This is a genomic window from Actinosynnema sp. NPDC050801 (assembly GCF_040673975.1).
GTDB lineage: Bacteria > Actinomycetota > Actinomycetes > Mycobacteriales > Pseudonocardiaceae > Actinosynnema.
Genome location: NZ_JBFAQZ010000010.1, coordinates 185,318 through 206,319 on the forward strand (window position 1 = coordinate 185,318; position 21,002 = coordinate 206,319).

At 71.1% G+C, this 21,002-nt stretch carries 23 protein-coding genes; 9 read left to right on the plus strand and 14 right to left on the minus strand.

The window, feature by feature from the left end:
• Positions 1-252: 252 nt before the first annotated feature.
• The gene (locus tag AB0K14_RS23320) at positions 253-1,125 is read right to left on the minus strand and encodes a universal stress protein (protein ID WP_360455088.1); all 873 of its coding nucleotides are present in this window, start codon (positions 1,123-1,125) and stop codon (positions 253-255) included.
• Positions 1,126-1,311: 186 nt separating this feature from the next.
• On the opposite strand from AB0K14_RS23320, the gene AB0K14_RS23325 reads away from it, so the two are divergent.
• Entirely contained in the window at positions 1,312-1,527 is a 216-nt protein-coding gene (locus AB0K14_RS23325; RefSeq protein ID WP_360455085.1) for a hypothetical protein, read from the plus strand.
• A 107-nt stretch (positions 1,528-1,634) separates the two neighbouring features.
• Positions 1,635-2,285, plus strand: a complete 651-nt coding sequence (locus AB0K14_RS23330) for a response regulator transcription factor (protein WP_360455082.1) — start codon at positions 1,635-1,637, stop codon at positions 2,283-2,285.
• 3 nt (positions 2,286-2,288) lie between these two features.
• Here the strand turns inward: AB0K14_RS23330 and AB0K14_RS23335 are convergent, their stop codons facing one another.
• Positions 2,289-3,959, minus strand: coding sequence for a GAF domain-containing sensor histidine kinase (locus tag AB0K14_RS23335; protein WP_360455204.1), 1,671 nt, complete (start codon positions 3,957-3,959; stop codon positions 2,289-2,291).
• 166 nt (positions 3,960-4,125) lie between these two features.
• Between AB0K14_RS23335 and AB0K14_RS23340 the strand changes: the two genes are divergently transcribed.
• Both AB0K14_RS23340 and AB0K14_RS23345 read left to right on the plus strand, forming a co-directional pair.
• Complete coding sequence (locus AB0K14_RS23340) at positions 4,126-5,127, plus strand: nitroreductase family protein (protein WP_360455079.1); 1,002 nt, start codon at positions 4,126-4,128, stop codon at positions 5,125-5,127.
• Positions 5,128-5,193: 66 nt separating this feature from the next.
• The gene (locus AB0K14_RS23345; protein ID WP_360455076.1) at positions 5,194-5,709 is read left to right on the plus strand and encodes a hypothetical protein; all 516 of its coding nucleotides are present in this window, start codon (positions 5,194-5,196) and stop codon (positions 5,707-5,709) included.
• Between the two features lie 433 nt (positions 5,710-6,142).
• On the opposite strand, the gene AB0K14_RS23350 is transcribed toward AB0K14_RS23345, so the two are convergent.
• The 4 genes from AB0K14_RS23350 to AB0K14_RS23365 all read right to left on the minus strand — a co-directional run bounded on the left by AB0K14_RS23350 (position 6,143) and on the right by AB0K14_RS23365 (position 9,102).
• Positions 6,143-6,652 carry a hypothetical protein gene (locus AB0K14_RS23350; RefSeq protein WP_360455073.1) on the minus strand — a complete coding sequence of 170 codons (510 nt, stop codon included), beginning with the start codon at positions 6,650-6,652 and terminating at the stop codon, positions 6,143-6,145.
• Between the two features lie 171 nt (positions 6,653-6,823).
• Positions 6,824-7,192 (minus strand): STAS domain-containing protein, encoded by a 369-nt coding sequence (locus AB0K14_RS23355; protein WP_360455070.1) that lies wholly within the window; start codon positions 7,190-7,192, stop codon positions 6,824-6,826.
• Between the two features lie 40 nt (positions 7,193-7,232).
• Entirely contained in the window at positions 7,233-8,099 is an 867-nt protein-coding gene (locus AB0K14_RS23360) for an inositol monophosphatase family protein (protein ID WP_360455067.1), read from the minus strand.
• Positions 8,100-8,670: 571 nt separating this feature from the next.
• Entirely contained in the window at positions 8,671-9,102 is a 432-nt protein-coding gene (locus AB0K14_RS23365; protein WP_360455064.1) for a DUF6292 family protein, read from the minus strand.
• Positions 9,103-9,740: 638 nt separating this feature from the next.
• On the opposite strand from AB0K14_RS23365, the gene AB0K14_RS23370 reads away from it, so the two are divergent.
• Positions 9,741-10,166 carry an ANTAR domain-containing protein gene (locus AB0K14_RS23370; RefSeq protein ID WP_360455061.1) on the plus strand — a complete coding sequence of 142 codons (426 nt, stop codon included), beginning with the start codon at positions 9,741-9,743 and terminating at the stop codon, positions 10,164-10,166.
• Between the two features lie 178 nt (positions 10,167-10,344).
• Here the strand turns inward: AB0K14_RS23370 and AB0K14_RS23375 are convergent, their stop codons facing one another.
• Complete coding sequence (locus AB0K14_RS23375) at positions 10,345-10,584, minus strand: hypothetical protein (RefSeq protein ID WP_360455058.1); 240 nt, start codon at positions 10,582-10,584, stop codon at positions 10,345-10,347.
• A 266-nt stretch (positions 10,585-10,850) separates the two neighbouring features.
• Here AB0K14_RS23375 and AB0K14_RS23380 point away from each other — a divergent pair, with 266 nt between their 5' ends.
• From AB0K14_RS23380 to AB0K14_RS23390, 3 genes are all read left to right on the plus strand, one after another.
• The gene (locus AB0K14_RS23380; protein ID WP_360455055.1) at positions 10,851-10,982 is read left to right on the plus strand and encodes a hypothetical protein; all 132 of its coding nucleotides are present in this window, start codon (positions 10,851-10,853) and stop codon (positions 10,980-10,982) included.
• 188 nt (positions 10,983-11,170) lie between these two features.
• Positions 11,171-11,989 carry a lipase family protein gene (locus tag AB0K14_RS23385; protein ID WP_360455053.1) on the plus strand — a complete coding sequence of 273 codons (819 nt, stop codon included), beginning with the start codon at positions 11,171-11,173 and terminating at the stop codon, positions 11,987-11,989.
• 416 nt (positions 11,990-12,405) lie between these two features.
• Entirely contained in the window at positions 12,406-13,038 is a 633-nt protein-coding gene (locus tag AB0K14_RS23390; protein WP_360455050.1) for a hypothetical protein, read from the plus strand.
• A gap of 53 nt (positions 13,039-13,091) precedes the next feature.
• Here AB0K14_RS23390 and AB0K14_RS23395 read toward each other — a convergent pair whose 3' ends face one another.
• From AB0K14_RS23395 to AB0K14_RS23425, 7 genes are all read right to left on the minus strand, one after another.
• A complete protein-coding gene (locus AB0K14_RS23395) occupies positions 13,092-14,282 on the minus strand; it encodes an AarF/UbiB family protein (RefSeq protein ID WP_360455047.1) in 1,191 nt (396 codons plus the stop codon).
• 241 nt (positions 14,283-14,523) lie between these two features.
• The gene (locus AB0K14_RS23400) at positions 14,524-14,694 is read right to left on the minus strand and encodes a hypothetical protein (RefSeq protein WP_360455044.1); all 171 of its coding nucleotides are present in this window, start codon (positions 14,692-14,694) and stop codon (positions 14,524-14,526) included.
• Between the two features lie 350 nt (positions 14,695-15,044).
• Positions 15,045-15,257: a hypothetical protein gene (locus tag AB0K14_RS23405; RefSeq protein ID WP_360455041.1), complete on the minus strand. Its 213-nt coding sequence runs from the start codon at positions 15,255-15,257 to the stop codon at positions 15,045-15,047.
• 90 nt (positions 15,258-15,347) lie between these two features.
• A complete protein-coding gene (locus tag AB0K14_RS23410; RefSeq protein ID WP_360455038.1) occupies positions 15,348-16,352 on the minus strand; it encodes an NlpC/P60 family protein in 1,005 nt (334 codons plus the stop codon).
• A gap of 35 nt (positions 16,353-16,387) precedes the next feature.
• Entirely contained in the window at positions 16,388-17,428 is a 1,041-nt protein-coding gene (locus AB0K14_RS23415) for a transglycosylase SLT domain-containing protein (RefSeq protein ID WP_360455035.1), read from the minus strand.
• 7 nt (positions 17,429-17,435) lie between these two features.
• Positions 17,436-18,398 carry a CHAP domain-containing protein gene (locus AB0K14_RS23420; protein WP_360455032.1) on the minus strand — a complete coding sequence of 321 codons (963 nt, stop codon included), beginning with the start codon at positions 18,396-18,398 and terminating at the stop codon, positions 17,436-17,438.
• A 438-nt stretch (positions 18,399-18,836) separates the two neighbouring features.
• Positions 18,837-20,363: a protein kinase gene (locus tag AB0K14_RS23425; RefSeq protein ID WP_360455029.1), complete on the minus strand. Its 1,527-nt coding sequence runs from the start codon at positions 20,361-20,363 to the stop codon at positions 18,837-18,839.
• A 44-nt stretch (positions 20,364-20,407) separates the two neighbouring features.
• Here AB0K14_RS23425 and AB0K14_RS23430 point away from each other — a divergent pair, with 44 nt between their 5' ends.
• The gene (locus AB0K14_RS23430) at positions 20,408-20,962 is read left to right on the plus strand and encodes an RNA polymerase sigma factor (RefSeq protein WP_360455026.1); all 555 of its coding nucleotides are present in this window, start codon (positions 20,408-20,410) and stop codon (positions 20,960-20,962) included.
• Positions 20,963-21,002: the final 40 nt, after the last annotated feature.

Genomic DNA, 21,002 nt, shown 5'->3' on the forward strand with positions numbered 1-21,002 from the left:
CTCGGGTGCTCGCCTCCAGCCTTCTGGCGGCGGAGGCCGGAGGTCAGTGGCCGCGGTCCTCTCGGTGGCGGGACCTTCGACCCTGAAGCGGCACGGGATGCGCATCGGCTCCGGGAGTCGGGACGTGCCCGGTGGTGGCCGTGGCGCCCGCCCGGACCTGGCGCACGCCGCAGGACGTGTCCGCGGTGGGCGAGGCGCGACGAATCGGGGGACCGGTCAGGTGACCGGTCCCCCGATTCGTCGACCCGATTGCTACTCCTCGGTGGCCGGTCGGACGACGGCGAGGGGGCAGGGGGCGTGGTGGACCAGCGCCTGGCTGGTGGAGCCGAGCAGCATGCCGGTGAAGCCGCCCATGCCGTGGCTGCCCACGACCAGCAGCCGGGCGTCCTCCGCCGCCTTGAGCAGGGCCCGGACGGGGCGGTCGTGGACGACGACGCGGTCCACGTGCACGTCCGGGTACTTCTCCTGCCAGCCCGCCAGCCGTTCGGCCAGCACGCGCAGATGCTCGTCCTCGACCTGGGACCAGTCGACGGCGAAGCGCGAGTGGTAGGCGCTGTCGACCAGGAAGTCGGTCCAGGCGATGACCGCGGTGAGCGGCGCGCCGAGCAGGGACGCCTCGGCGAACGCGAAGGCGACCGCCTCCTCGCTCGCGGGCGAGCCGTCCACGCCCACCACCACCGGACCGTCCCGGCGGACCCCGTCGCGGACGACGACCGCGGGGCTCTCGCCGTGCGCGGCCAGCGCGACGGCCACCGAGCCGACCAGCAGGCCGGAGAAGCCACCCAACCCCCGGGAGCCGAGCACGACCAGCCGTGCACCGCGCGAGGCGGCGATCAGCGCGGCCGCGGGCCGGTCGATCACGACCGACGCCTCGACCTCCACCCCGGGAGCGGTCTCGCCGGCGACGGCCGCCGCCTCGTCGAGCCACTGCCGTGCCTGCTGCTCGAACGCCTCCCGCACCTCGTGGCCGGTCAGCACGATCTCCGGGTAGCCGCGGGTGGGCAACAGGAAGGCGTGCACGAGCTTGAGCGGGACGCGGTGCCGTGCGGCTTCCTCGGCCGCCCACTTCACGGCCGTCAGCGCCGACGCCGAACCGTCCACACCGACCACGATCGGGGCAGTCATCACAGGTTCCCTTCGAATCCGCTGTCGGGATCGCAGGTGGACCCCGCGTGTCTCCGGTTCCGACGCTAAGCGGCCGACGCGTCGCGGGCAGCGGTCCTAGGTCCTCACCGCGCAGGGACCTACGGCCACCGCCGGGCACCGCCCACGACCCTGTGCCGCGGCCGTCGGGCGGACCACCGTGGAGCCATGACCGACCGGATTCCCGCGCCCGCCGTCGTGACGGGCGACCACTCCCCCAGGGGGACGTGTCCGACGACGACCTGGCCTGGCCGCTGCCGCCGCCTGCACCGCGCGGCGCTGCACCACGCCCCGTGCCCGGTCCTCGTGGCACACCGCTACCCGGTCGACGCGGTGCCCCAGCGTTCCGGTGGGCACGATCGGGCGGCCGGTGCCCTGCGCTGACACGATGGGAGGACCTTGAGCGTGCGGTGGGAGGGTCTTTGGACCCTGTGTCGGACGACTCCCGTCGGCAAGGGTCGGATCAGTCGGATGACGGAGGGGTGGAGCCGGTGGCCCGGGTGTTTCTGGTGGACGACCACGAGGTGGTCCGCGTCGGCGTGCGGGAGCTGCTGAACGGCGCGGACGACCTGGAGGTCGTGGGCGAGGCCGGGTCGGTGGCCGAAGCGCTGGCCAGGGTGCCCGCCAGCGGGGCGGACGTCGCCGTGCTCGACGTCCGGCTCCCGGACGGCAACGGCATCGAGCTGTGCCGCGAGCTGCGCTCCCGCCTGCCGGAGCTCAAGTGCCTGATGCTGACCTCGTTCACCGACGACGAGGCCCTGTTCGACGCCATCATGGCGGGCGCCTCCGGGTTCGTGCTCAAGCGCATCCTCGGCAACGACCTGCAGAACGCGGTCCGCAAGGTCGCCGCCGGCGAGTCCCTGCTCGACGCCCGCTCCACCGCCGCGCTGCTCAACCGCATCCGCCGCGAGCGCGACGAGGGCGACCCGGTGCGCACCCTCACCGAGCAGGAACGCACCGTGTTCGACCACATCGGCGAGGGCCTGACCAACCGCCAGATCGCCGAGAAGATGTTCCTCGCCGAGAAGACGGTCAAGAACTACGTCTCCCACCTGCTGGCCAAGCTCGGCCTCGAACGCCGCACCCAGGCCGCCGTCCTCGCCACCCGCCTGCGCAAGCCCGCGCCGCCGCCGGAGGGCTGAAGGCTAAGCCAGCGGGACCTGCCAGGTCAGGCGGGTGCCGCCGTCGGGTCCGCCGGTCACCGAGCACGTGCCGCCCAACGCGGTGGCCCGCTGCTCCAGGTTCCGCAGGCCGCTGCGGGCCACCTGAGGCGGCAAGCCCACACCGTCGTCCACGACCGTGATGGTCAGCTCGGCGCCCGCCTCCACCGTGAGGACGAGTTCCTTCGCCCGGGCGTGCCGGACCGCGTTGGTGACGGCCTCCCGCACCACGGCCTCGGCGTGCTCGCCGATGTCGTCGGGCACCGAGTTGTCCACCGTCCCGGTCATCCGCACGGTCGGCGTGACCGACGCGTCCTCGGTCAGCTCGGACACCAGGTCCAGCAGACGCCGACGCAACCCCGGCGTGTCGCCGTCCGCTTGCAGGTCGAAGATCGACGTGCGGATCTCCAGCACCGTCTCGTCCAGCTGGTGCACCGCCTTGCGCACCCGCTCCCGAACCTGGGGGTCGCGGATCGTGCCCAACGCACCCTGCAGGCTCATGCCGGTGGCGAACAACCGCTGGATCACGTGGTCGTGCAGGTCACGCGCGATCCGGTCGCGGTCCTCCAGCACGTCCACCAGCCGCCGGGCCCGCTGGTTCTCGGCGAACTCCAACGCCACCGCAGCCTGGTCCGCGAACGACGCCAGCAACGGCACCTGCTCCGCCCCGAACCGGGCACCGCCCTTCTCCCGCGCCACCAGCAGCACACCCATCACGGCCGAACCGACCCGCAACGGCACCGCGACCCCCGGACCCGCGTGGACCTCCGCGGCACCGAGCCGACCATCGAGGTCCTCGATCAGCATCGGCGTGCCGGAGGCGAGCACCTCCCCCACGACCGTCCCGGTGCCGGCCAACACGCCGCCCACCAGGCCCTCGACGTGCTCACCCACGCCGGCGGCCATCCGCAGCCGCTGCCCGTCCACGCCGTCGACCAGCACGATCAGCGACATCGACGCCGCCGACAGCTCCCGCGTCCGCTGCGCGATCAACCGCAGCGCGTCGTCGGCCGAAGCGCCGCCCAACAACTCGGTGTTGATCTCGGCGGTGGCCTCCAGCCAGCGCTCGCGCATCCGGGACCGCTCGAACAACCGGGCGTTCTCCACCGCGACGCCCGCCGCCGCGGCCAGCGCGGTCAGGACGACCTCGTCATCGGCGCTGAAGTCGGCGCCGTCGATCTTCCCGGTCATGTAGAGGTTGCCGAACACCTCGTCCCGCACCCTCACCGGAACGCCCAGGAAGCTGTGCATCGGCGGGTGGTTGGCCGGGAAGCCCACCGACGCCGGGTGCTCGGCCAGGTCGTGCAGCCGGATCGCCCGCGGATCCTTGATCAGCAGCCCGAGCAGGCCCTTGCCCTCCGGCAGGTGACCCATGTGCGACCGCGTCTCCGGGTCGATCCCGACGTAGACGAACTCCGACAGGTTCTCCTGGGTACCCAGCACGCCCAACGCGCCGTACCGCGCGCCGACCAGCTCCACCGCGGCCTGCACGATCCGCTGCAGCGTCGAATCCAGCTCCAACCCGGCGCCGACCGCGATGACGGCGTCCAGCAGACCTTGCATCTTGTCCCTGGTCGAGGCGATCTCGGTCAGCCGCTCCCGCACCTCGTCGAGCAACTCGTCCAACCGCAACCCGCCCAGCAGGCGGTGCGGCATCTCCTCATCGACAGGTTCGGACACGGGGCCAGCCTTCCACCACTGCCAAGTCCCGGCCAAGCCCGACAGACCCTGCCCGGAAGGGACCTTCGACCGTGGGGCCGCGCTCCCCGGGCGACGCACAGTGGAGGCACTGGCCCGATCCGGCGAAGCAGGCAGGGACGACATGGCGAACGTGACCGAGGTGCTGGGGCTCGCAGTGGACGAGGTGACCGACGTGCTGACCGCAGCGGCCCTCGCCCCATCGGTGCACAACACCCAACCGTGGCGGTTCCGACTCACACCCGACCGGATCGAACTGCACCCGGACCAGGCGCGCAGGCTGGCCGCCACCGACCCGGACGACCGGGAGCTGCGGCTGTCCTGCGGCGCGGCCCTGTTCAACCTCCGCCTCGCCCTGCGCGACCACGGCATCCGCCCCCTCGTCACCCTGATGCCCGGCGCCGAAGCTCCTGGAGCACTGGCCACGGTCCGCCGGGGAGGTCACCGCGACCTCGACGACGAGACCCGGCAGCTGATCAAGGCGATCCCGGCGCGGCGCTCCAACCGCAAGCCGTTCCGGGACGTGCCCGTGCCCCTCGAACACCGGCACGCACTCGTGCGGGCGGCCGAGCGCGAGCGGTCGTGGCTGCACGTCGTGACCGACCGCGACGAACGCGCCCGACTGCAGCGACTTGTGGCCAAGGCGCAACGAATCCAGGCCGACGCGCCGGACGTGCGCGCCGAGCTGACCGACTGGACCGGCCCGCGAACCGGTGACGGCATCCCACCCGCGTCCGCCGGTGTCCAGCCCGCACCCCAGGACGAGTGGGCACTGCGCGACTTCCACGCCGCCGAACGCCTACCGGGCAAGGACTACGAGTCCGACCCGCTCGTCGTCGTGCTGAGCTCGTTCTACGACGGGCCCCTCGCCGAACTCCAAGCCGGACAGGCACTGCAACGCGTCCTGCTCACCGCCACCACCCTCGGCCTGTCCGCCTCCTTCATGTCCCAGGCGATCGAAGTGCGCCCCGTCCGCGACGAACTCCGCCGTGCCCTCGGCGGATCCCTCGAACCGCAGACCGTCCTGCGCATCGGCTTCGGGTCACCGGTCCCCGCCACTCCCCGCCGCGCCGTTCGACACCTGCTGTTGGAACCAAGCCGTACGCCCTCGACCTCCAGCGGCTGAACGACCCCCCGATCGGAGGGCCGGAGGCGGTGACATGGACCGCTGCCCGGCGGGTATCCGCCGGACATGCTGATGCGCTCACTGGGACAGGGCCTGGTCGCCGGAGCGGCCGGGGTGGTGGTGATGACGGTCGTGGAGAAGGTCGAACAGCGGTTCACCGGCAGGCCCGACTCCCACGTGCCCCGTCAGGTGTTGGAGCGGCTGACCGGTCTGCCGGAGCGGCGCTCGCGGGCGCGCAACCTCTCCATGCACTTCGGCCAGGGCGCGTTGCTGGGTGTCGTCCGGGCGCTGATGGCCAACGCCGGGCTGCGGGGTCCGGTCGCCTCGGCGATGTTCGCGGTGGTGCGGTTGACCAACGACCAGATCCTGGAGAACGCCACCGGTGTCGGCGCGCCGCCGCAGACCTGGCCGCGCAAGGAGTTAGCCGTGGACCTGGCGCACAAGAGCGTGTACGCCTTCGCCACCGGAGCGGTCGCCGACGCGCTGGCCGCGCGCAACGGACCCGGACCCGGTCAACGGCACGCCGCGCGGCGCCCCGGTCGCCACTCCGATGTCGGACCGATCGCCCGGACCGACCGGTAGAACACCCGCAGAGCCGGGCCCTGCGACTGCTCGGCCCCGATCACCACGAGTCAGCGCAGGAAGTCGGGGTCGGTGAGCACGGTGAACGTCCCCGGTGGCGCAGGACCGTCATCGCGTTGCGGATCGGTCGTGATCCCGCCTCCACCGTCGGGTGTCGGCGTCACGCGGCCCGTGCGCCGCCTGCGCGAGCGTGACGACGGCACCATCCCCGCACAAGGGCAACCGCGTGGATGTCGGCACGCTGCTTGACCGACGAGAAGCTCCTCCCGAGGCCTCGTTCCGATGAACACGAGACCCGTCGAGGGACCACGGAGTACCACTCACGAGTGCGGACAAACCGAGTGTGACCGGGTCCTGCAACTCACCCCTCGATCGACCACGAGGCCTCGCACGCAGGGGTGACGATGCGGTGCGAACAGGCGGGGGCGTGGGTCTACCGAGGGTCGCGGGCGGTGAAGGCGTCGACGCCGGCGCGGACGCGGAAGGGTTCGAGGTCGGCGCGTTGACGTGCGGCCCGGTCGATCAGGTGGTCGAAGTCGACGTCGGGCAGGCGTTCCCTTAGCCCCGCGAGGTCGCGGAGGGTCGTCCAGAGCTGCTTCTTGCCGTCGATGCCCATCGCGAGGAACTCCAACTCCTCGAACCGGCTCAACGGCGAGTACGACGTCAGCCGGCCGTTGCGCTTGAGGCGACCGAGTCGTTCGGCGCCCAACGCCAACCCGGTCTTGACTGGGTCGGTGCGCACCCCGAGCCGCCGCATGATCGTCCGGAACGTCTCGACATCCTCCGCGATGGCCGTCGCGACACCTCCCACCGCGGCGCCGAGCTCGGTGCCGCGGTTGTTGCGCTGCGCACGCCGCGCCAGTTCCCGCCACAGCACGCCCATCGCGAGCTGATCCTTGAGGTAGATGCTCAGGAAGTGGTCCACGGGCACGAGGTACCCCACCAGCCGTCCACCGGAACTCCTTCCCGCACAGGTGAACTGCTCAACTCTGCGGAGAAACCCCGGCGCCTGCTCGGCGAAGGCCGGCCACCGGATTGTCGACGGCGGGCGGTGTCACGCTCACCATGTCCGGGGCTTGCGCCCGAGCCCCGGCAGTGAAGGCGCGTGACCGGCTCAAGTGGACGCCGGCCGCACCGCCGTGACCGCGGCCCGCACCGTCGGGTGCAGAGGCAGCGCAGTGTCGACCTGGCTCATCCGCAGTGACCGCAGCACGCCGTGGTTGTCCGCGACGACGGCGAAGGGGATGCCCAGCCGTGCGGCCCGGTGCCGGGCGTTGATGAGCGAAGCGACACCGGACGACCCCAGGAAGTCGACCTCCCCCAGGTCCAGGACGATCGCGTCGGGATCCGTGTCGAAGACGGCGTCCAACGCGGCCGCGAAGGGCCGCTGCGATGCCACGTCCAGTGATCCCGACACCCGGACCGAGGAGATGCCCCCGTCCACGTCGATCCTGGTCGAAAGATGGGTGGCGCGCTGTGTCATCCGGGCCTCTCCTGGCGATCACGGGCTTGCGGGTCGGCCGTCACCGGTCGGTGACGGCCAGGCCGTGCCGGGCGGCGGCAGGCGGTGGGTGCACTCCGGCCAGCAGTTCCCGCAACGGGCCCCACAGGGCGGGTGCGGCGGCCAGTACGTCGCCGCTGCCGGGCCACGTCTGCGGTGACGTGCCGACGAGGTCGCCGACCGTGCCACCGGCCTCCTGGACGAGCAGCACACCCGCGGCGCAGTCCCACGGCTTCAGGTCCGGCGCCCACAGCGCGTCCGCCCGACCGGTGGCGACGCGGGCCAGCGCCCCGGCGGTGCTGCCACCGCGCCGGACCTCGCCCACGCGTGCCACGAGCGCCTCGACCGTGCGGCCGGGTGACCTGTCGTGCCCGTCGGGCGCGACCTCGACCAGGGCACGGGTCAGGTCGCGCTCGCCCGGCAGGGGCGCGGGATCGTCGTTGGTCACGGTGCCGCCGCCCAACCGGGCCTCGGTCAGCACGCCCACCGCCGGCTCCGACACCACCCCGGCCAGCAGCGTGCCACCGGGCGCGGCGGCGGCCACGCTGACCGCCCAGTCCGGCCGTTCGTAGAGGTAGTCGACGGCCCCGCCGATCGGGTCGACGATCCACCGCACATCGGTGTAGCCCGCGGTACTCCGCTCCCGGCCGAGGACGCCGTCGTTGGGCCGCTGCCTGTGCAGGACCGCCCGGATGGCCTGATCGGCTTCGTGACGGGCTTCCTCGATGAGGACGTCCGGCGCGATGTCGTCCTCCAGGAACAAGCGGTGCGCGCGGTGGCGCCAGAAGGCGGCGGTGCGACCTCCCGCCCGTGCGGCGGCGCGGGCGACGGCCAGCAGCTCGTCGAGGTCGACAACGCCTTGGCGTGAGGTCGGTGATGTCCCGGTCATGTGGGGTCCTGAGGTGGTCGGCCCGCTGCCTGGCGGCGGGGTGACCGGCCGCCGCGGGCGCGCCCAGCCACCGGAGTGGTGGGGGCCGGCGCCTGCTCGACCGACCTACCGAGGAACCGGTCGGACGACGCGATCACCGCGCCATCCGATCGAACCAGGGGTACCCCGCCCGCCATCAGCAAACCTCGCCCGAGAGCCGAGCAGCGCCACCCACGCCCTGGTCGGGGTGCGGTGCACGGGTCGCGGGATCGTCGTCCGGCCGGAGAGCGCACACGCCCGGGTCGACCACGACCAGGCCGGAGATCCACAGGTCGGCGCCCACGCCGGGGCTGTGGATCGCGCTGGACAATGGTGTGTACGCGGTCCAGCCGAAGTCCGGCGAGCCGTTTGGAATGGGACGACCGGTCCCGCAGCGCCGTGGCTTCCGGTGGTGTCGACCGAGGTGGTCCCCTGCGAGCTCGCCGCCGGCGCGCCGGGTGCATCCGACTCGCCGGGGCTTCCCCGGTCGCCGGCACGGGAACCGCGTCGGTGGTCGGGCCGGGCACCTCGGTGGTCGGCGTCGAACGGCGCATCACGCGGTCCGGGACAGCGCAGTCAGCGGCGCGGCCGCGTACGGCACCAGTCGACGGGCCAGGTCGGCGTGCCCCTGGCCGGTCGACCCGTACCCGGCGTCGGGATGCCGGTCGCCTCCGAGCAGCGCCTCGACCCAGCGGGCCACCGCCCGCGGCGCGGGCAGGAGGTCCGTGCCGAACCACGCCTGCACGATCAGGTCCTCGCCGCTGTGCGTCTCCACCGCCGCCGCCCAGCCGCTGCGCTGGTCCCACAGCAGTGCCGCCTCGCGGTCCGGGAACGCCGGGAGCCTGCTGTCGAGTTCCAGGAACACGCTCGCCGGCCCCTCGGCCTGCACGTACGAGCGCTCAGGGGGGAGCCCCAACTCGTGGGTTACCGACCGCGCGTAGCCGCGCAGCGCCCTGATCAGGAAGTCGTTGAACTGCGATGTCATCCTGCGTCGCCGCCTTCGTCCAACCTTCGGGTGAACGCGCCGGCTTCTTGACGCACTGACTCAGTACCCCGCACCCGGTGGCGAAACCCTTCCGGGTGACTTTCGTCCGGACGTCGTCGCCCCTCCCCGTCGGCGCCGCTCGGCGGCGGGGACGGCGAGGGTGCTCGTCCGGCGGGCAGCGGCAGCACCGCCGCAGGTTCGTCCCGGCAGGTGTGACGACGGTGTGCGCAGGGCAAAAGTGGTACACGCAGCGGGCCGGCGGTGCCCGGTGCGGCGGAGGAGGCCGGGGAGATGGGCGGACAGCGGGATGGAGCCGGTGACCAGGTCACGAACGGGTTGGCTCGTCGGATCGACGAGGTCACAGGCGCGTTGGCGGAGCCGGCCGCGGTCCTGGACCAGGAGGAGCAGCTGCCGGTCGTCCTGGACCGGGTCTGCCGACAGGTGGCCCAAGCCGTCCCGGGAGCGGATGTCGTCAGCGTGACCACGCTGGGCGAGGACGGTCCGCAGACCGCGGCGGCGACCGGGCGAGCGGCGCTGGACGTGGATTCCGCGCAGTACCGCACCGGGGACGGGCCCTGCCTGGAGGCCGGCCGGACGGGCCGGATCCTGCAGGCGATGGTGACCGAGACCAGGGACCGGTGGCCGGGGTTCTCGGAGGTGGCCGAGGAGTCGGGCATCACCGCCTACCTGTCGGCCCCCTGCACGTCGACGAGGCGCGGTCCGGTTCGCTCAACCTCTACGGCACCGGGGAGCGCGGGTTCGGAGAACTCGACGCGGCGATCCTGGAGCTGTGCACGACCGCCGCCGAGGCGGCGTTGCTCAACGCCCGCCGCTACCTGCGTGCCCGCCGGCAGGCGGCCGAGCTGGGCCAGGCGTTGACCACCCGGGCGGTCATCGACCAGGCCAAGGGGACCCTCATGGCGGTGCACGAGATCACCGCGGACGAGGCGTTCGCGATGCCGGCCGAGCGCTCCCAGCGCGAGAACGTCAAGCTCCGCGACCTGGCCCAGCGCTTCGTCACCGACATCATCGGCAGCGGCAGTCGAGCCGACCAGGGCAGGTGAGGCGCCGGCACCGTTGCGACGACCCCGCCGGCCATCCCGTCGACGGGCCTGCCGGCCGCGTGCACCACCTCAGCCTCCTCCCCACCCCGCGCGAACGCCACCTCTGGGCAACGTGCCACCGTCCCGACCGGACGGTGAGCGACCACCCCGCAACCCGGCGGTCCACGGGCACGAGCGGTCAGGCGGACCCCGGCTCGCCCCGCACCCCGTGTCCCGCGACCACCTCGACGATGTTCGCGATGGCCAGCACGAGAGTGCTGCGATCGGGCCGGAGCACCGGCACCCAGGCGCGTTCGGTGAAGGGGTCGACGAGAACCGGTCCGACGACGACACCGCGACCGAAGGCGGACGGGGCGGACACGTCGGGATCGAGGAAGGTGACGACCGCACCGCGGTCGAGGAGGTGGATGTGAGCCATGACGTCACCCTTCGGACGCTGGAGGTGCGCCGACTGCTTGACGTCCCGGTCGAGTACCCACCGCACGATCGTGCCAACCGTGCACTCGCCGGGCAGGTCTCCGGCACCCGTGGAGGACGTTGACGGTTCCGTTCACCACGGTTCGGGCTCCACCACGACCGTCTCCGCGAACGCCGTCACCGCCTGCGGCCCGCCGGGGTCCGGACGTTCCCCGTGGCGGCGGTCGGGGCCGGCCTGATCGTCGGGTCCAGTGCAGCCTCTACGCCGTGATCACCGGTCGCTCGCCGGCGGAGGTCGCGCTGTTCGGGCGGGGCGTGCTCCCGACGCCGGCCGTCCAGCCCGGTCAGTGGTCGACGGGTGCGCTCGTGACGTTGTCGACGGGCAAAGGCCTCGCCTAACCGGCGTGTCGGATCGGAACACCGGTTGTGGAACAGTGCTCCCTTTCGAGCAGCACGGGGTGGTGGGGCTGCCCGGCGGGGTGAACCGTGGCGCGGGCAGTGGCGCGGTGGGCGGCAGCGGCGGTAGGCACAGACGGTGTGGCGGGAACACGGCCACCGTTGACCTGTTGCCCACGTGAGGATGGACGATGTCCGCACCGACGCTGAACCACCTGGCCTCCGGGTACGACGCCCGCCAGGCGTACTGCATGGCGAAGGCCGCCGAACTGTCCTACGGGGACCGGGATGAGATCGAGGCCACCGCCCGTGAGTGGGGGTTCGACCGCGTGCGTCACCACCACTCGACGTTCAAGCCGCCGTTCGCGCTCAGCCACACCCAGGCGTACACGATGGCGAGCCCCACGATGATCGTGACCGCGTTCCGCGGCACCGAGCCACTGCAGCTGCGCGATTGGTTCTCCGACGTCACCGTTCCGCCTTGGCCCGGGCCGGCGAAGACGGGCCTGGTCCACTACGGATTCGCCGAGGCGTTGCGGGCGGTGATCCCGTCCGTGGTCGCGGCCGTCCAGGAGCTGCGTGACGGCGAGCAGACGGTGTGGTTCACCGGGCACAGCCTCGGCGGCGCACTGGCGATGCTGGCCGCGGCGTGGCTGCACTTCGAGGAGCCACAGCTGTCGGCGCACGGCGTCTACACCTTCGGGCAGCCTCGCACGTGCAACAGCGCCCTGGTCAAAGCCTACGACCAGGCACTGGCCGGACGCACGTTCCGGGTGGTCAACAACAACGACATCGTCGCGCAGATCCCGCCCGGGCCGGTGTTCCGCCACGTCGCGGCACTGCGCTACATCGACTCCTCCGGCAAGGTCCGCGACTCCATGCCCCGGCTGTCCAAGCTGCTGGACCGCGCCAAGGGCAGGACCGCCGACCTGCTCGCCCCCGCTGCCGACGGGATGCGCGACCACCTCATGAAGGCGTACGTGGCCGCCCTGGAGAAGAACCTCACCTGAGGACGGCACATCGGGCACCGTCGAACACGATCGGTGACGGGCGGAAGCAGGTGCCCCGCAGTGGCACCGGCTCCCGTTCCAGGTCAAGGCGATGGCCGGTCGAGGCGGCGGGTGAGGATCGAACCTCCGGTGGACGATCGGTTCGCCGTTCCGCGGTGTCGCCTGTTCGAGACGCGACCGCGGTGGCCGCCGCGTTCGAGCAGGCGGGTTGCATCGCCCCACTTTCAGGGCAAGACACCCGGCAGGTGTGACTTGCTCGCGCGGACTCGGCCGGTCGAACGACGCCGGCCGCCGCCACGGCCGCTGCCCGTCACATCGGCTGACACGATCTAGTCGACCTCGTCGCGGACCCGGCCGGCACCGCCCGATCTGACTTAGATTCGAGGCGTCGCGGTGACGAGATCATGGAGGACCTGATGTTGAACCTGTTGCCCAAGATCGGTGTCGAGATCCCGTGCAGTTGCCTGGCCCTCAACACCCCGATGACCATCGGCACGAGCCTGTTCACCCTCGACTTCAAGGGCGGCATCAAGATCCGGGTCGAGGTCAACCCACAAGAACCGCTCAACTCGGTACGACTGCGGGTGGTCGGCCACAAGATCAGTGCCGAACTGCCCGCCGACGACAGCGGCGCCGACTCGACCCAGCCGGAGCCCGCCGCGACCCAGCCGAGGTCCGCCACGGTCCAGCCGAAGGCCACCACGGTCACGATCGAGCAGGACGACGTCGACATCGACACGAAGAGCGTGCTGCGACTGCTCTCGACGTTCCCGCCGAAGTTCGAGCAACTCATGGTCCTGAGCTTCACCATGACGATCGACAACCCCGAGGCGGTGCTGCGGAAGGCGGGGATCCGGACGACCGTTCCCTCCGAGCCGCTCGTGCTGTCCACGAAGAACCCGGTGCAGTTGACCAGCAAGCTCACGAAGTTCCCACCGAAGGGTGACATCTACAAGCTGACGAACCCGATGGAGCTGGTGCTGCCGGACAACCCGGACACCACCATCGTGAAGATCGACTCGTTCCCGATCAAGGTCGGCGGTCTCTGACCCGTCCGGCGGCTCGGACCTGGTTCGGCCGGGGTCCGCCTACCGCAGCAGCCTCACCGAGATGCTCCGCCGCGCACCAGCGCACGCTCGAACAACGCCGTGACCAGCAGGGGCTTCGCCTCACGCTGGAAGTCGACCTCCGGGTAGAACTCGCGCACGGTGCCCTCCAGGACCAGCAACGACAGGATCGGGAACACGAACTGCGGGTCGGCGTAGAAACCGTGCCGCCGCTGCACGTCGAACAGCGTGGTGGCGAACGAGATGAGGTCGAACTCCTCCGCGCGCCGCCCGGCGCCGGCCTCCACCAAGGCCACCAACTCGGTGCGGAAGCCGTCCGGGTCCGCACCTGGCACCTTCGTGGCCGTCGAGGCCACGATGTCCGCGCACGCCGGCCCGTCGCCGCGACCCATGCAGTAGAAGAACGCCGCGAACTTCTCCCGAGCCGAATCCGACAGCCGGACGGTGAACCCCGCATCCAGGATCACGATCGAGCCGTCCTCCCGGAAGTACAGGTTCCCGGGGTGCAGGTCGCAGTGGACCACACCGTCGAGGAACAACATCCGGTACACCGCACGCAGCGCGGTCACCACCGCACGTCGCCGTTCCGCCACCGGAAGTTCATCGGGCCGGAAGCGAACCAGGTCACCGACGAAGTCCATCACCAGCATGTCCTCTGTGGACAGCTCGCGATCGACCGCCGGCACGGTCACCCCCGGGACGTCGGCCATGGTCCGCCGGAATCCGTCGAGCAGCTCGGCCTCGCGGGTGAGGTCGAGCTGCGCCCGGATGCCTCCGGTGAGCTGCCGGGCGATGTCGACGACCGGTGCACCGCGCAGGACGGGCAGCCTGGCCAGCACCCCGGCGACGCGCTCCAGCACGGCCAGGTCCACGGGCAGCGACCGCTCCACACCCGGTCGACGCACCTTGACGGCGACGTCCCGGCCGTCGGCGACCCGAACCCGGTAGACGCAGGCGATGCTGCCCGACCCGACCAGCATCGCCGCCGAACCGACCAACCCCCGCAGTGCCGCGAACGAGGGCGCAGGTTCCGGACGCACCTGGTCATGGAGCCGGGACAGGGCACGGCAGACCTTCGGCGGCAGCAGGTCCGCCCGCGTGCTCAGCAACTGCGCCACCTTCACGAACGCGGCACCGAGCTCGACCACCGTGCCCGCCAGCCACGACTCCAGCACGGTCCCACCCCGGTGCCCGCGCAGCCGGCCGGTCGCCGCCAACCAGGCCAACAACAACGAGCGTCTACCGAGAACCACCAGAACCCGTGCGAGCCGAAGAACCACCGCGCCCCGACCGACACTCCCGACGACCATCCGCACGAGCACCTCCGAATCACGCGGGCACGGCATCGCGTCGAGACGGTTCCAGCGACCGACCACACCGAACCGGAAATTTCTCCGACCACGGAACGCACACACCACACGCGACCAAACTCGGATCCGCTCCACGGAGGATCGAACGACGGTCGCGTCAGCCGACGACCCTGGCGTACTGGTAGCGGGTACCGCCGTTCTCGTCGCCCACGTGCGTGCGGCCGACCATCACCTCGTACTCCGCCGCCTTCGAGTAGCTGTTGCTCTCCATGGTGCTGTCGGTCCACCAGTAGTCGGCCAGCTCCACGACCCGCCCACCGACGGACATCGAGGCATGCGCGTACCTCGTGGTGCCCTCCCGGTCACCCACGTGATGACGGCCGACCAGGACCCTGTTACCGGAGACCGCGATGTACGAACTGCTTTCCCACTGCGAACCACTCCAACTCGGCGCGCTCACGCCGACGACCTCGACTCTGGGAGCGCTCGCCTCGGCCGCGGCCGTACCGCCGACGATGGACAGGACGCCGACACCGACAAGAGCAACGGCCCGGTTGACGGTTCGCGACAGGTATCCATGACATTCCTCTCAGCGACGAAGTGTGCGGCTCCAGACTGCGGCAAGGCGAAACCTGAAGCGGTCCCCCGACGGCGGGCAGAGTCGTCACGTCCGAGTGGTCACGCAGCGTGCACCAACCGGGCCAAGGCTCCGGGGAACAGGGTCACCACGGAAACAGGACACAATTCCGCCCGCCACATGGGTTCCTCGCCAACGGACCTGACCACATCACCGGTAAAACCGATGCCGCGTATGACAGGCAGCCGGTGCTGCGCGACACCGACGTGACCGTGGTCGCCCCCGGACAGATCGCCGTCGCGCTCGACCAGCACTGGTCCTACCTGATCCCGCGGTCACCGGCCACCCCGCCCCCGAGCGCCTCGGGCGTGCCGACCGCTCCGCTGTCGGCACGCCCGGTTCGTTCAGCGCAGCGGTCGCACCACGTACGGCATGACCCCGCTCTCCCCGGTGCTGAACGAGCGCTGGTGGACGTCCGGCCGGTCGGGGTCCGGAGTGGCCTCCACGATCTGGCCGCTGCCCACGTAGAGGGCCACGTGGTGGATCGCGTCGGGCGAGTGGCTGCTGTTGGACCAGAACACGAGGTCGCCCGCCTGGAGCTGGGCCAACGGAACCTTGTGGCCGTTGGCGTACTGCAGGCCCGAGTTCGAGCCGATGTCCACGCCGGCGCCCTTGTAGAACGCGTACTGCGTGAGCCCGGAGCAGTCGAAGCCGTACACGTTCGTGCCGTCACGACCGCTGGGGCTGCAGCACACGCCGTAGCTCGGCCCGCTCTTGCCGCCGCCACCCCACGAGTACGGGTAGCGGTTGATCATGCTCTGCGCGGCGGCGATGGTGGCGGTCACCTTGTTCGGGTGGGTGAAGCCCCGGCAGGTGCTGTACCCGTTGCCGTTGGGGTGCTGGCTGATCCGGCTGGAGTGCAGCCAGTAGCCCCGGGTGAAGAACCACGCGTTGCTGCCCTCGTGCGCCTGACCCGCCGCGGTGCACAGGATCCTGATGGCGTCACCGCTGGCGAACAGCCCGTCGGCCGGCGTGGAGGAGAACGACGGCGTGCTCCAGCCGTTGGCGGCCAACGGCACGCTCTGCGACACGCCGCACGCCGGCTTGTCCAGCGAGCCCGCGAACGCGTACGACGGGTAGTAAAGCCCTTCCACGCGGTACCAGTACCAGGAGCCGCCGATCGGCTCCCGACCCTGGGTCTGGCACTCGACCGGGACTTCTCGCCCGGCCGGCAGCGCCGAGCCCACGACGTACGGGCTCGCGAGGTACGGCAGGTCGTGCGCGGTGATCTGCGACTCGACCCGGGTCGACACCGCTGCGCTCGCCGCGGGTGCGGTGAGCACCGCCGCGAGGCTTGGCGCCGCGACGAACGCGCCCAACGCCATCAACAGGGACAGAACACGTTTCACGGGGTCTCCTCGGCAGTGGCGGACTGGTCGGACGTCTACTGGTACGCGTGGCGGTAGACCAGCACCGGGTAGTCGGCCGTGCGAGGTCCCCAGTAGTCGTAGTCCCAACCGGCGTGGTAGCCCATCAACGCGATCTGGTAGCGGTCCGACCAGTTGATCGCGTTGATCTGGGCGTCGCTCACGTCGGACCGGGCGGCCATCTTGGCGCGGATACCGGGGATGTCCGCGGTCCGGCTGATGGCCTCGGCCCGTTGCAGGCGCATGAACAGCGCCATCGCCGGGATGGCGCAGGCCGGCTCGAACGCGTCCCTGGAGCACTTGTCCCGGTAGGTGTTCCAGGACCCGTTCCACGTTCCGTCGAGGAACTGGGCGATGCCCTTGGCACCGGCCGGGGACACCGCGTCGGCGCGGAAGTCCGACTCCTGCTTGAGCTGCCCGGCGAGCAGCTTCGGGTTGATCGCGAACACGACGCTCGCGCCCAGGATCTCGTCCCAGTACTGGCTGGGCACCCAACTGGGCTTCGGGGTCGAGTTGCCGCGACAGACCGGCACGCCGGCACCGCCGGGCAGACCGGCCAGCCTGCTGGAGTGGATCCAGTAGCCGCGAGCGAAGAACCACGCGTTGTTGCCTTCCACGGTGTCGCCCCAGACCCGGCAGATCACCATGGCGGTGTCACCGGTGGAGAACAGCGCGTCGCGCGGCGTGGTGTGGAACGACGGGCCCATCCAGCCGCTCGCGGCGTTCGGCACGGTGTACGCGGTCCCGCACGCCGGGTGGTTGACCGGACCGGTGAACGCGTACGACGGGTAGTAGTAGCTGGTGCCGGTGACCCGGTACCAGGTGTAGGAACCGGCGATGGCTTCGCGACCCGCGACCTGGCAGTCGATCGACGCGGGGTCGCCGGCGGCGAGCGTGCTGCCGGTGACGTACGGGCTGTCGAGGAACGGCAGGTCGTGCGCGGTGATCTGCGACTCCACCCTCACCATGGTGGCCGCTTGGGCGGGCGGGCCGAGGGCGGTCACCAGGACGGCCAGGACGGCGAGGCCGAGGATCGCCGAGAGGGATCTTCTCATCATTGTCGAGTCACTCCTGGGGGAAGTGGATGTAGACGAAGTTGCCGGCCGCGACCCGGCGGGTGCCGTAGGCGTGCACGCCGCCGTAGTTGTATTCCTCGATCGTCACGGTCCCGTCGGAGTTGACCGCAACCACCCAGGCGACGTGCCCGTAGGTCCCCGCGTCGGTCTGCGCGACCGTGCGCACGGCGGGTGTGGAACTGACCGTGAGACCGACCGACCGGGCCGCGTTGTCCCAGTTCTCCGCGTTGCCCCACCGCACGCCCTTGTAGCTGTTGGTGAAGCCGATCTCGTTGCGCAGCCGGATCCGCCAAGCGGCGAAGGAGGTGCACTCGCGGTAGTAGAAGTTCCAGGGATCGACCTGGTTGGGCGAGGCGCCGGAGTACGGGTAGTCGTTGCCGAGGAACCCGGCGCAGGCCGCCATGCCGCTGTGCGCGGCTCCACCGGACAGACGGGTGGAGTGGAGCCAGTACCCGCGGGCGAAGAACCAGATGTTGCTGCCCTCGACGTTCTGGCCGAAAGCCCAGCACAACGCGAACACGTGATCACCGGTGACGAACAGACCGGTCTTGGCGGTGCTCTCGAACGTGGGTAGGGACCAGCCGTTGGCCGCCAGGGGCACGGTGCGCGCCACGCCGCACGACGGGTGGTTGGGCTGACCGGAGAACGCGTAGGAGGGGTAGTACTTCCAGCCGATCCGGTACCACGTCATCGACCCGGCGATGGGTTCGCGGCCTGCCACCTGGCAATCGATGTCGACCCAGTCGCCCGCCGTCAGGGTGGAGCCCACGATGTAGGCGCTGCCCAGGTAGGGCAGGTTGTGGGCGGTGATCTGCGACTCGACCTGGACCTGCGACGCGGCCTCGACCTGCGACGCGGCCCCGGCTGTCGCCGGGATCATGGCCGCGATCCCGGTCGACATCAGCATTATCGCGGTGAGCGAGGTCAACGCTCTCCTGATGGAAGTTCTCACACCCGTCCTCACTTCAACTCCTGGATTGGATCGTTGTGCGGTCACGCCCTGATCGGAGGACGACCTGACTCGTGGCCGACCCGCACCGATTCCTCACCCGGCCGCCAGGAAACGTGCAGCCCAGTCGTGGGAGTTGAGTGCAGGGTCTGCGCACAGCGCTGTTCACGGCGCCATGTCTGTCCTACAAAGCAAAGCGGCGGATCACGGCGTGCACGTCGGCAGCGCCGGCAGTCGGCGCGAGCCGCGCGGTGCCGGCGGATCGGCTGGTCGGACGCCCGGGGAGCCGACGTGGCACCGCGGACGACGCCGCACGGCTACACCGCGCACCGCGGTGATTCCGCTGCTTCCCATGAAGTCCCCCCGTGGCCGTGGAGCCGTGGCTCCTGCACAGGGTGAGATGGCCGCCGCGGCGACTTCGTCAGTAACGGAACGATCACATCACCGGCGGCGGGGGTTCTGCCCCACGCCGAAGCAGTCCGAGGTGTCGTCGACCGCGCCGCGGCAAACCTTGGCCGAGGTCACGAACGTCTTGATGGTGTCGACGCCGTCCACCTTCGGGCTCCAGCACCGCACGCCTCCCGGCCTGATGTGCCCACTGGCGCCGTGCGCGGTCGCCTTGCAGGTGAACAGGGCGTTGTAGGTGCCGTCGGTCCAGCGTTCGAGGTGGGCGTTGGCCCACGAACCTTCGGGCAGCGGGTCGTACAGCACGAGGTACGCCCAGTACCGCTGTGCGCCGTCCTTGCAGGTCTGGATGACGCCGATCGCGGTCGTGCCGGACCGGTCGGTCACGTGCTCGGTGGCGACGTACGACCCGTTCCCCTGGTCGTGCAGGCAGTTCGGTCCACCGGACTTCGGTTTCGAGGTCGGCTGCGGCGGGACAGGGGCGGTCGCGGTGCTCGTCGGCGGTGAGTGGTCCGGCGTGGTGGTGTCGGTGGGGATGTCCTGGCCCACCGGGGGGATCACCGGGGCATCGAGGTACGGCGAAGGTGACGTCAGCGAGCTGGACATCTCGGCGGAAGCGGCCGTGGGAACACTGCCGGTGGTGGTGCGCTGCGCGATGACGGTGCGCTGCGCGCCGGGCGAGTGCGGCGGTGGTAACCACTCGAACGCCGTGAAAGCGGCCAGCACCAGCACCGCGGCCAGGGCGGCGACCAGCACGGCCGGGAAGCGGCGGCGAGCGGCCGACGTGGTGAGGAGACCGTCGAGGGCCGCGGCGAACGCGGCGGCAGTGGGCCAGCGGTCGGCCGGGTCGGTCGAGAGCGCGCGCAGCAGCACGGCGTCGGTGGCGGCGGGCAGGCCGGGGCGCAGGGTGCTGGGTGCCGCGGCGGGCGAACGTGGCGGCCGACCGGTGAGGGCGTGGTAGATCGTGGCGGCGGCGCCGTGGACGTCGGCGCGTTCATCGAGGACGTGGTCGGGGTCCTGCTGTTCGGGAGCCATGTAGCCGGCCGTGCCGACGGGCAGGGTGAAGCGGGAACCCAGAGCCAGCTCGCGGGACAGGCCGAGGTCGGCGATGAGCAGCCGGGCACCGCCGGGGTCGGTGCGGAACAGCACGTTCGAGGGCTTGATGTCGCGGTGCAACACGCCGGCGAGGTGCAGGTCCTCGACACCCAGCGCGAGCTCGACACCGTGGCGCAGGGCCTGTTCGACCGGCAGCGGGCCGTCGGCGAGCAGGTCGGCGAGGCTGCCGCCGTCGGCGTAGGTCATCACGAAGTACGGACGGCCGTCGGGCAGCTCGTCGACGTCGAACACCTCGACGACGCGGTGCGAGCGGGTGCGGCGCAGCACCCGTGCCTCCTGTTCGAAGCGCTGCCGCACGTCGAGGCGCTCGGCCCAGTTCTCGGCGAGGACCTTGATCGCCACCCGGTCGTGCAGCCGTTCGTCCTCGGCGAGCCAGACGACGGCGAACGCACCCGTGCCGAGCAGGGACTGGACGGGATAGCGACCGATCTTCGAGGGCCTCTGCACGGACCTATGATGGCGCAGAGGTGTTGATGCGAACGGGGGCTTCAATGATCCCGATCGAGGTGGATGCCCTCGCCGCGCGTGCGTCGGACGGCGATGGACAGGCGCTCGACGACCTGTTGCGGCAGATCCAGCCGTCAGTGCTGCGCCGTTGCGGAGCGATGCTGGCGTTCCGCTCGGACGCGGAAGAAGCGTGTCAGGACGCGTTGCTGCAGGTCGCGCGCTCGATCCACCTGTTCCAGGGACGAGCGGCGTTCACCACGTGGTTGCACGTCGTCGTCACCAACTGCGTGCGCGAGACGTACCGGTCGCTGCGCAGGCGAGCAACCGAGGCCACGCCCGTCGAGACGCTCGCGGAACGGCCGGATCCGCGCACCACGAGCGTGATCGCCGGGGCGCGCATCGACGTGTTGGACGCGGTCGAACGGTTGGAGCGGCACAACCACGAGCTGGCGGCCGCGTTCGTGCTGCGTGACTTCGCGGACCTCGAATACGCCGACATCGCCGAACGTCTGGACATCTCGGTGAGCACGGCCAGGTTCCGCATCCACGAGGCGCGCAAGTTCGTGCGCGCCCGCCTGTCCGACAGCTCGACCCGCTGACGGACGGGAGACCGCCGCCGCCGCGACGGCGGTGCGGAGG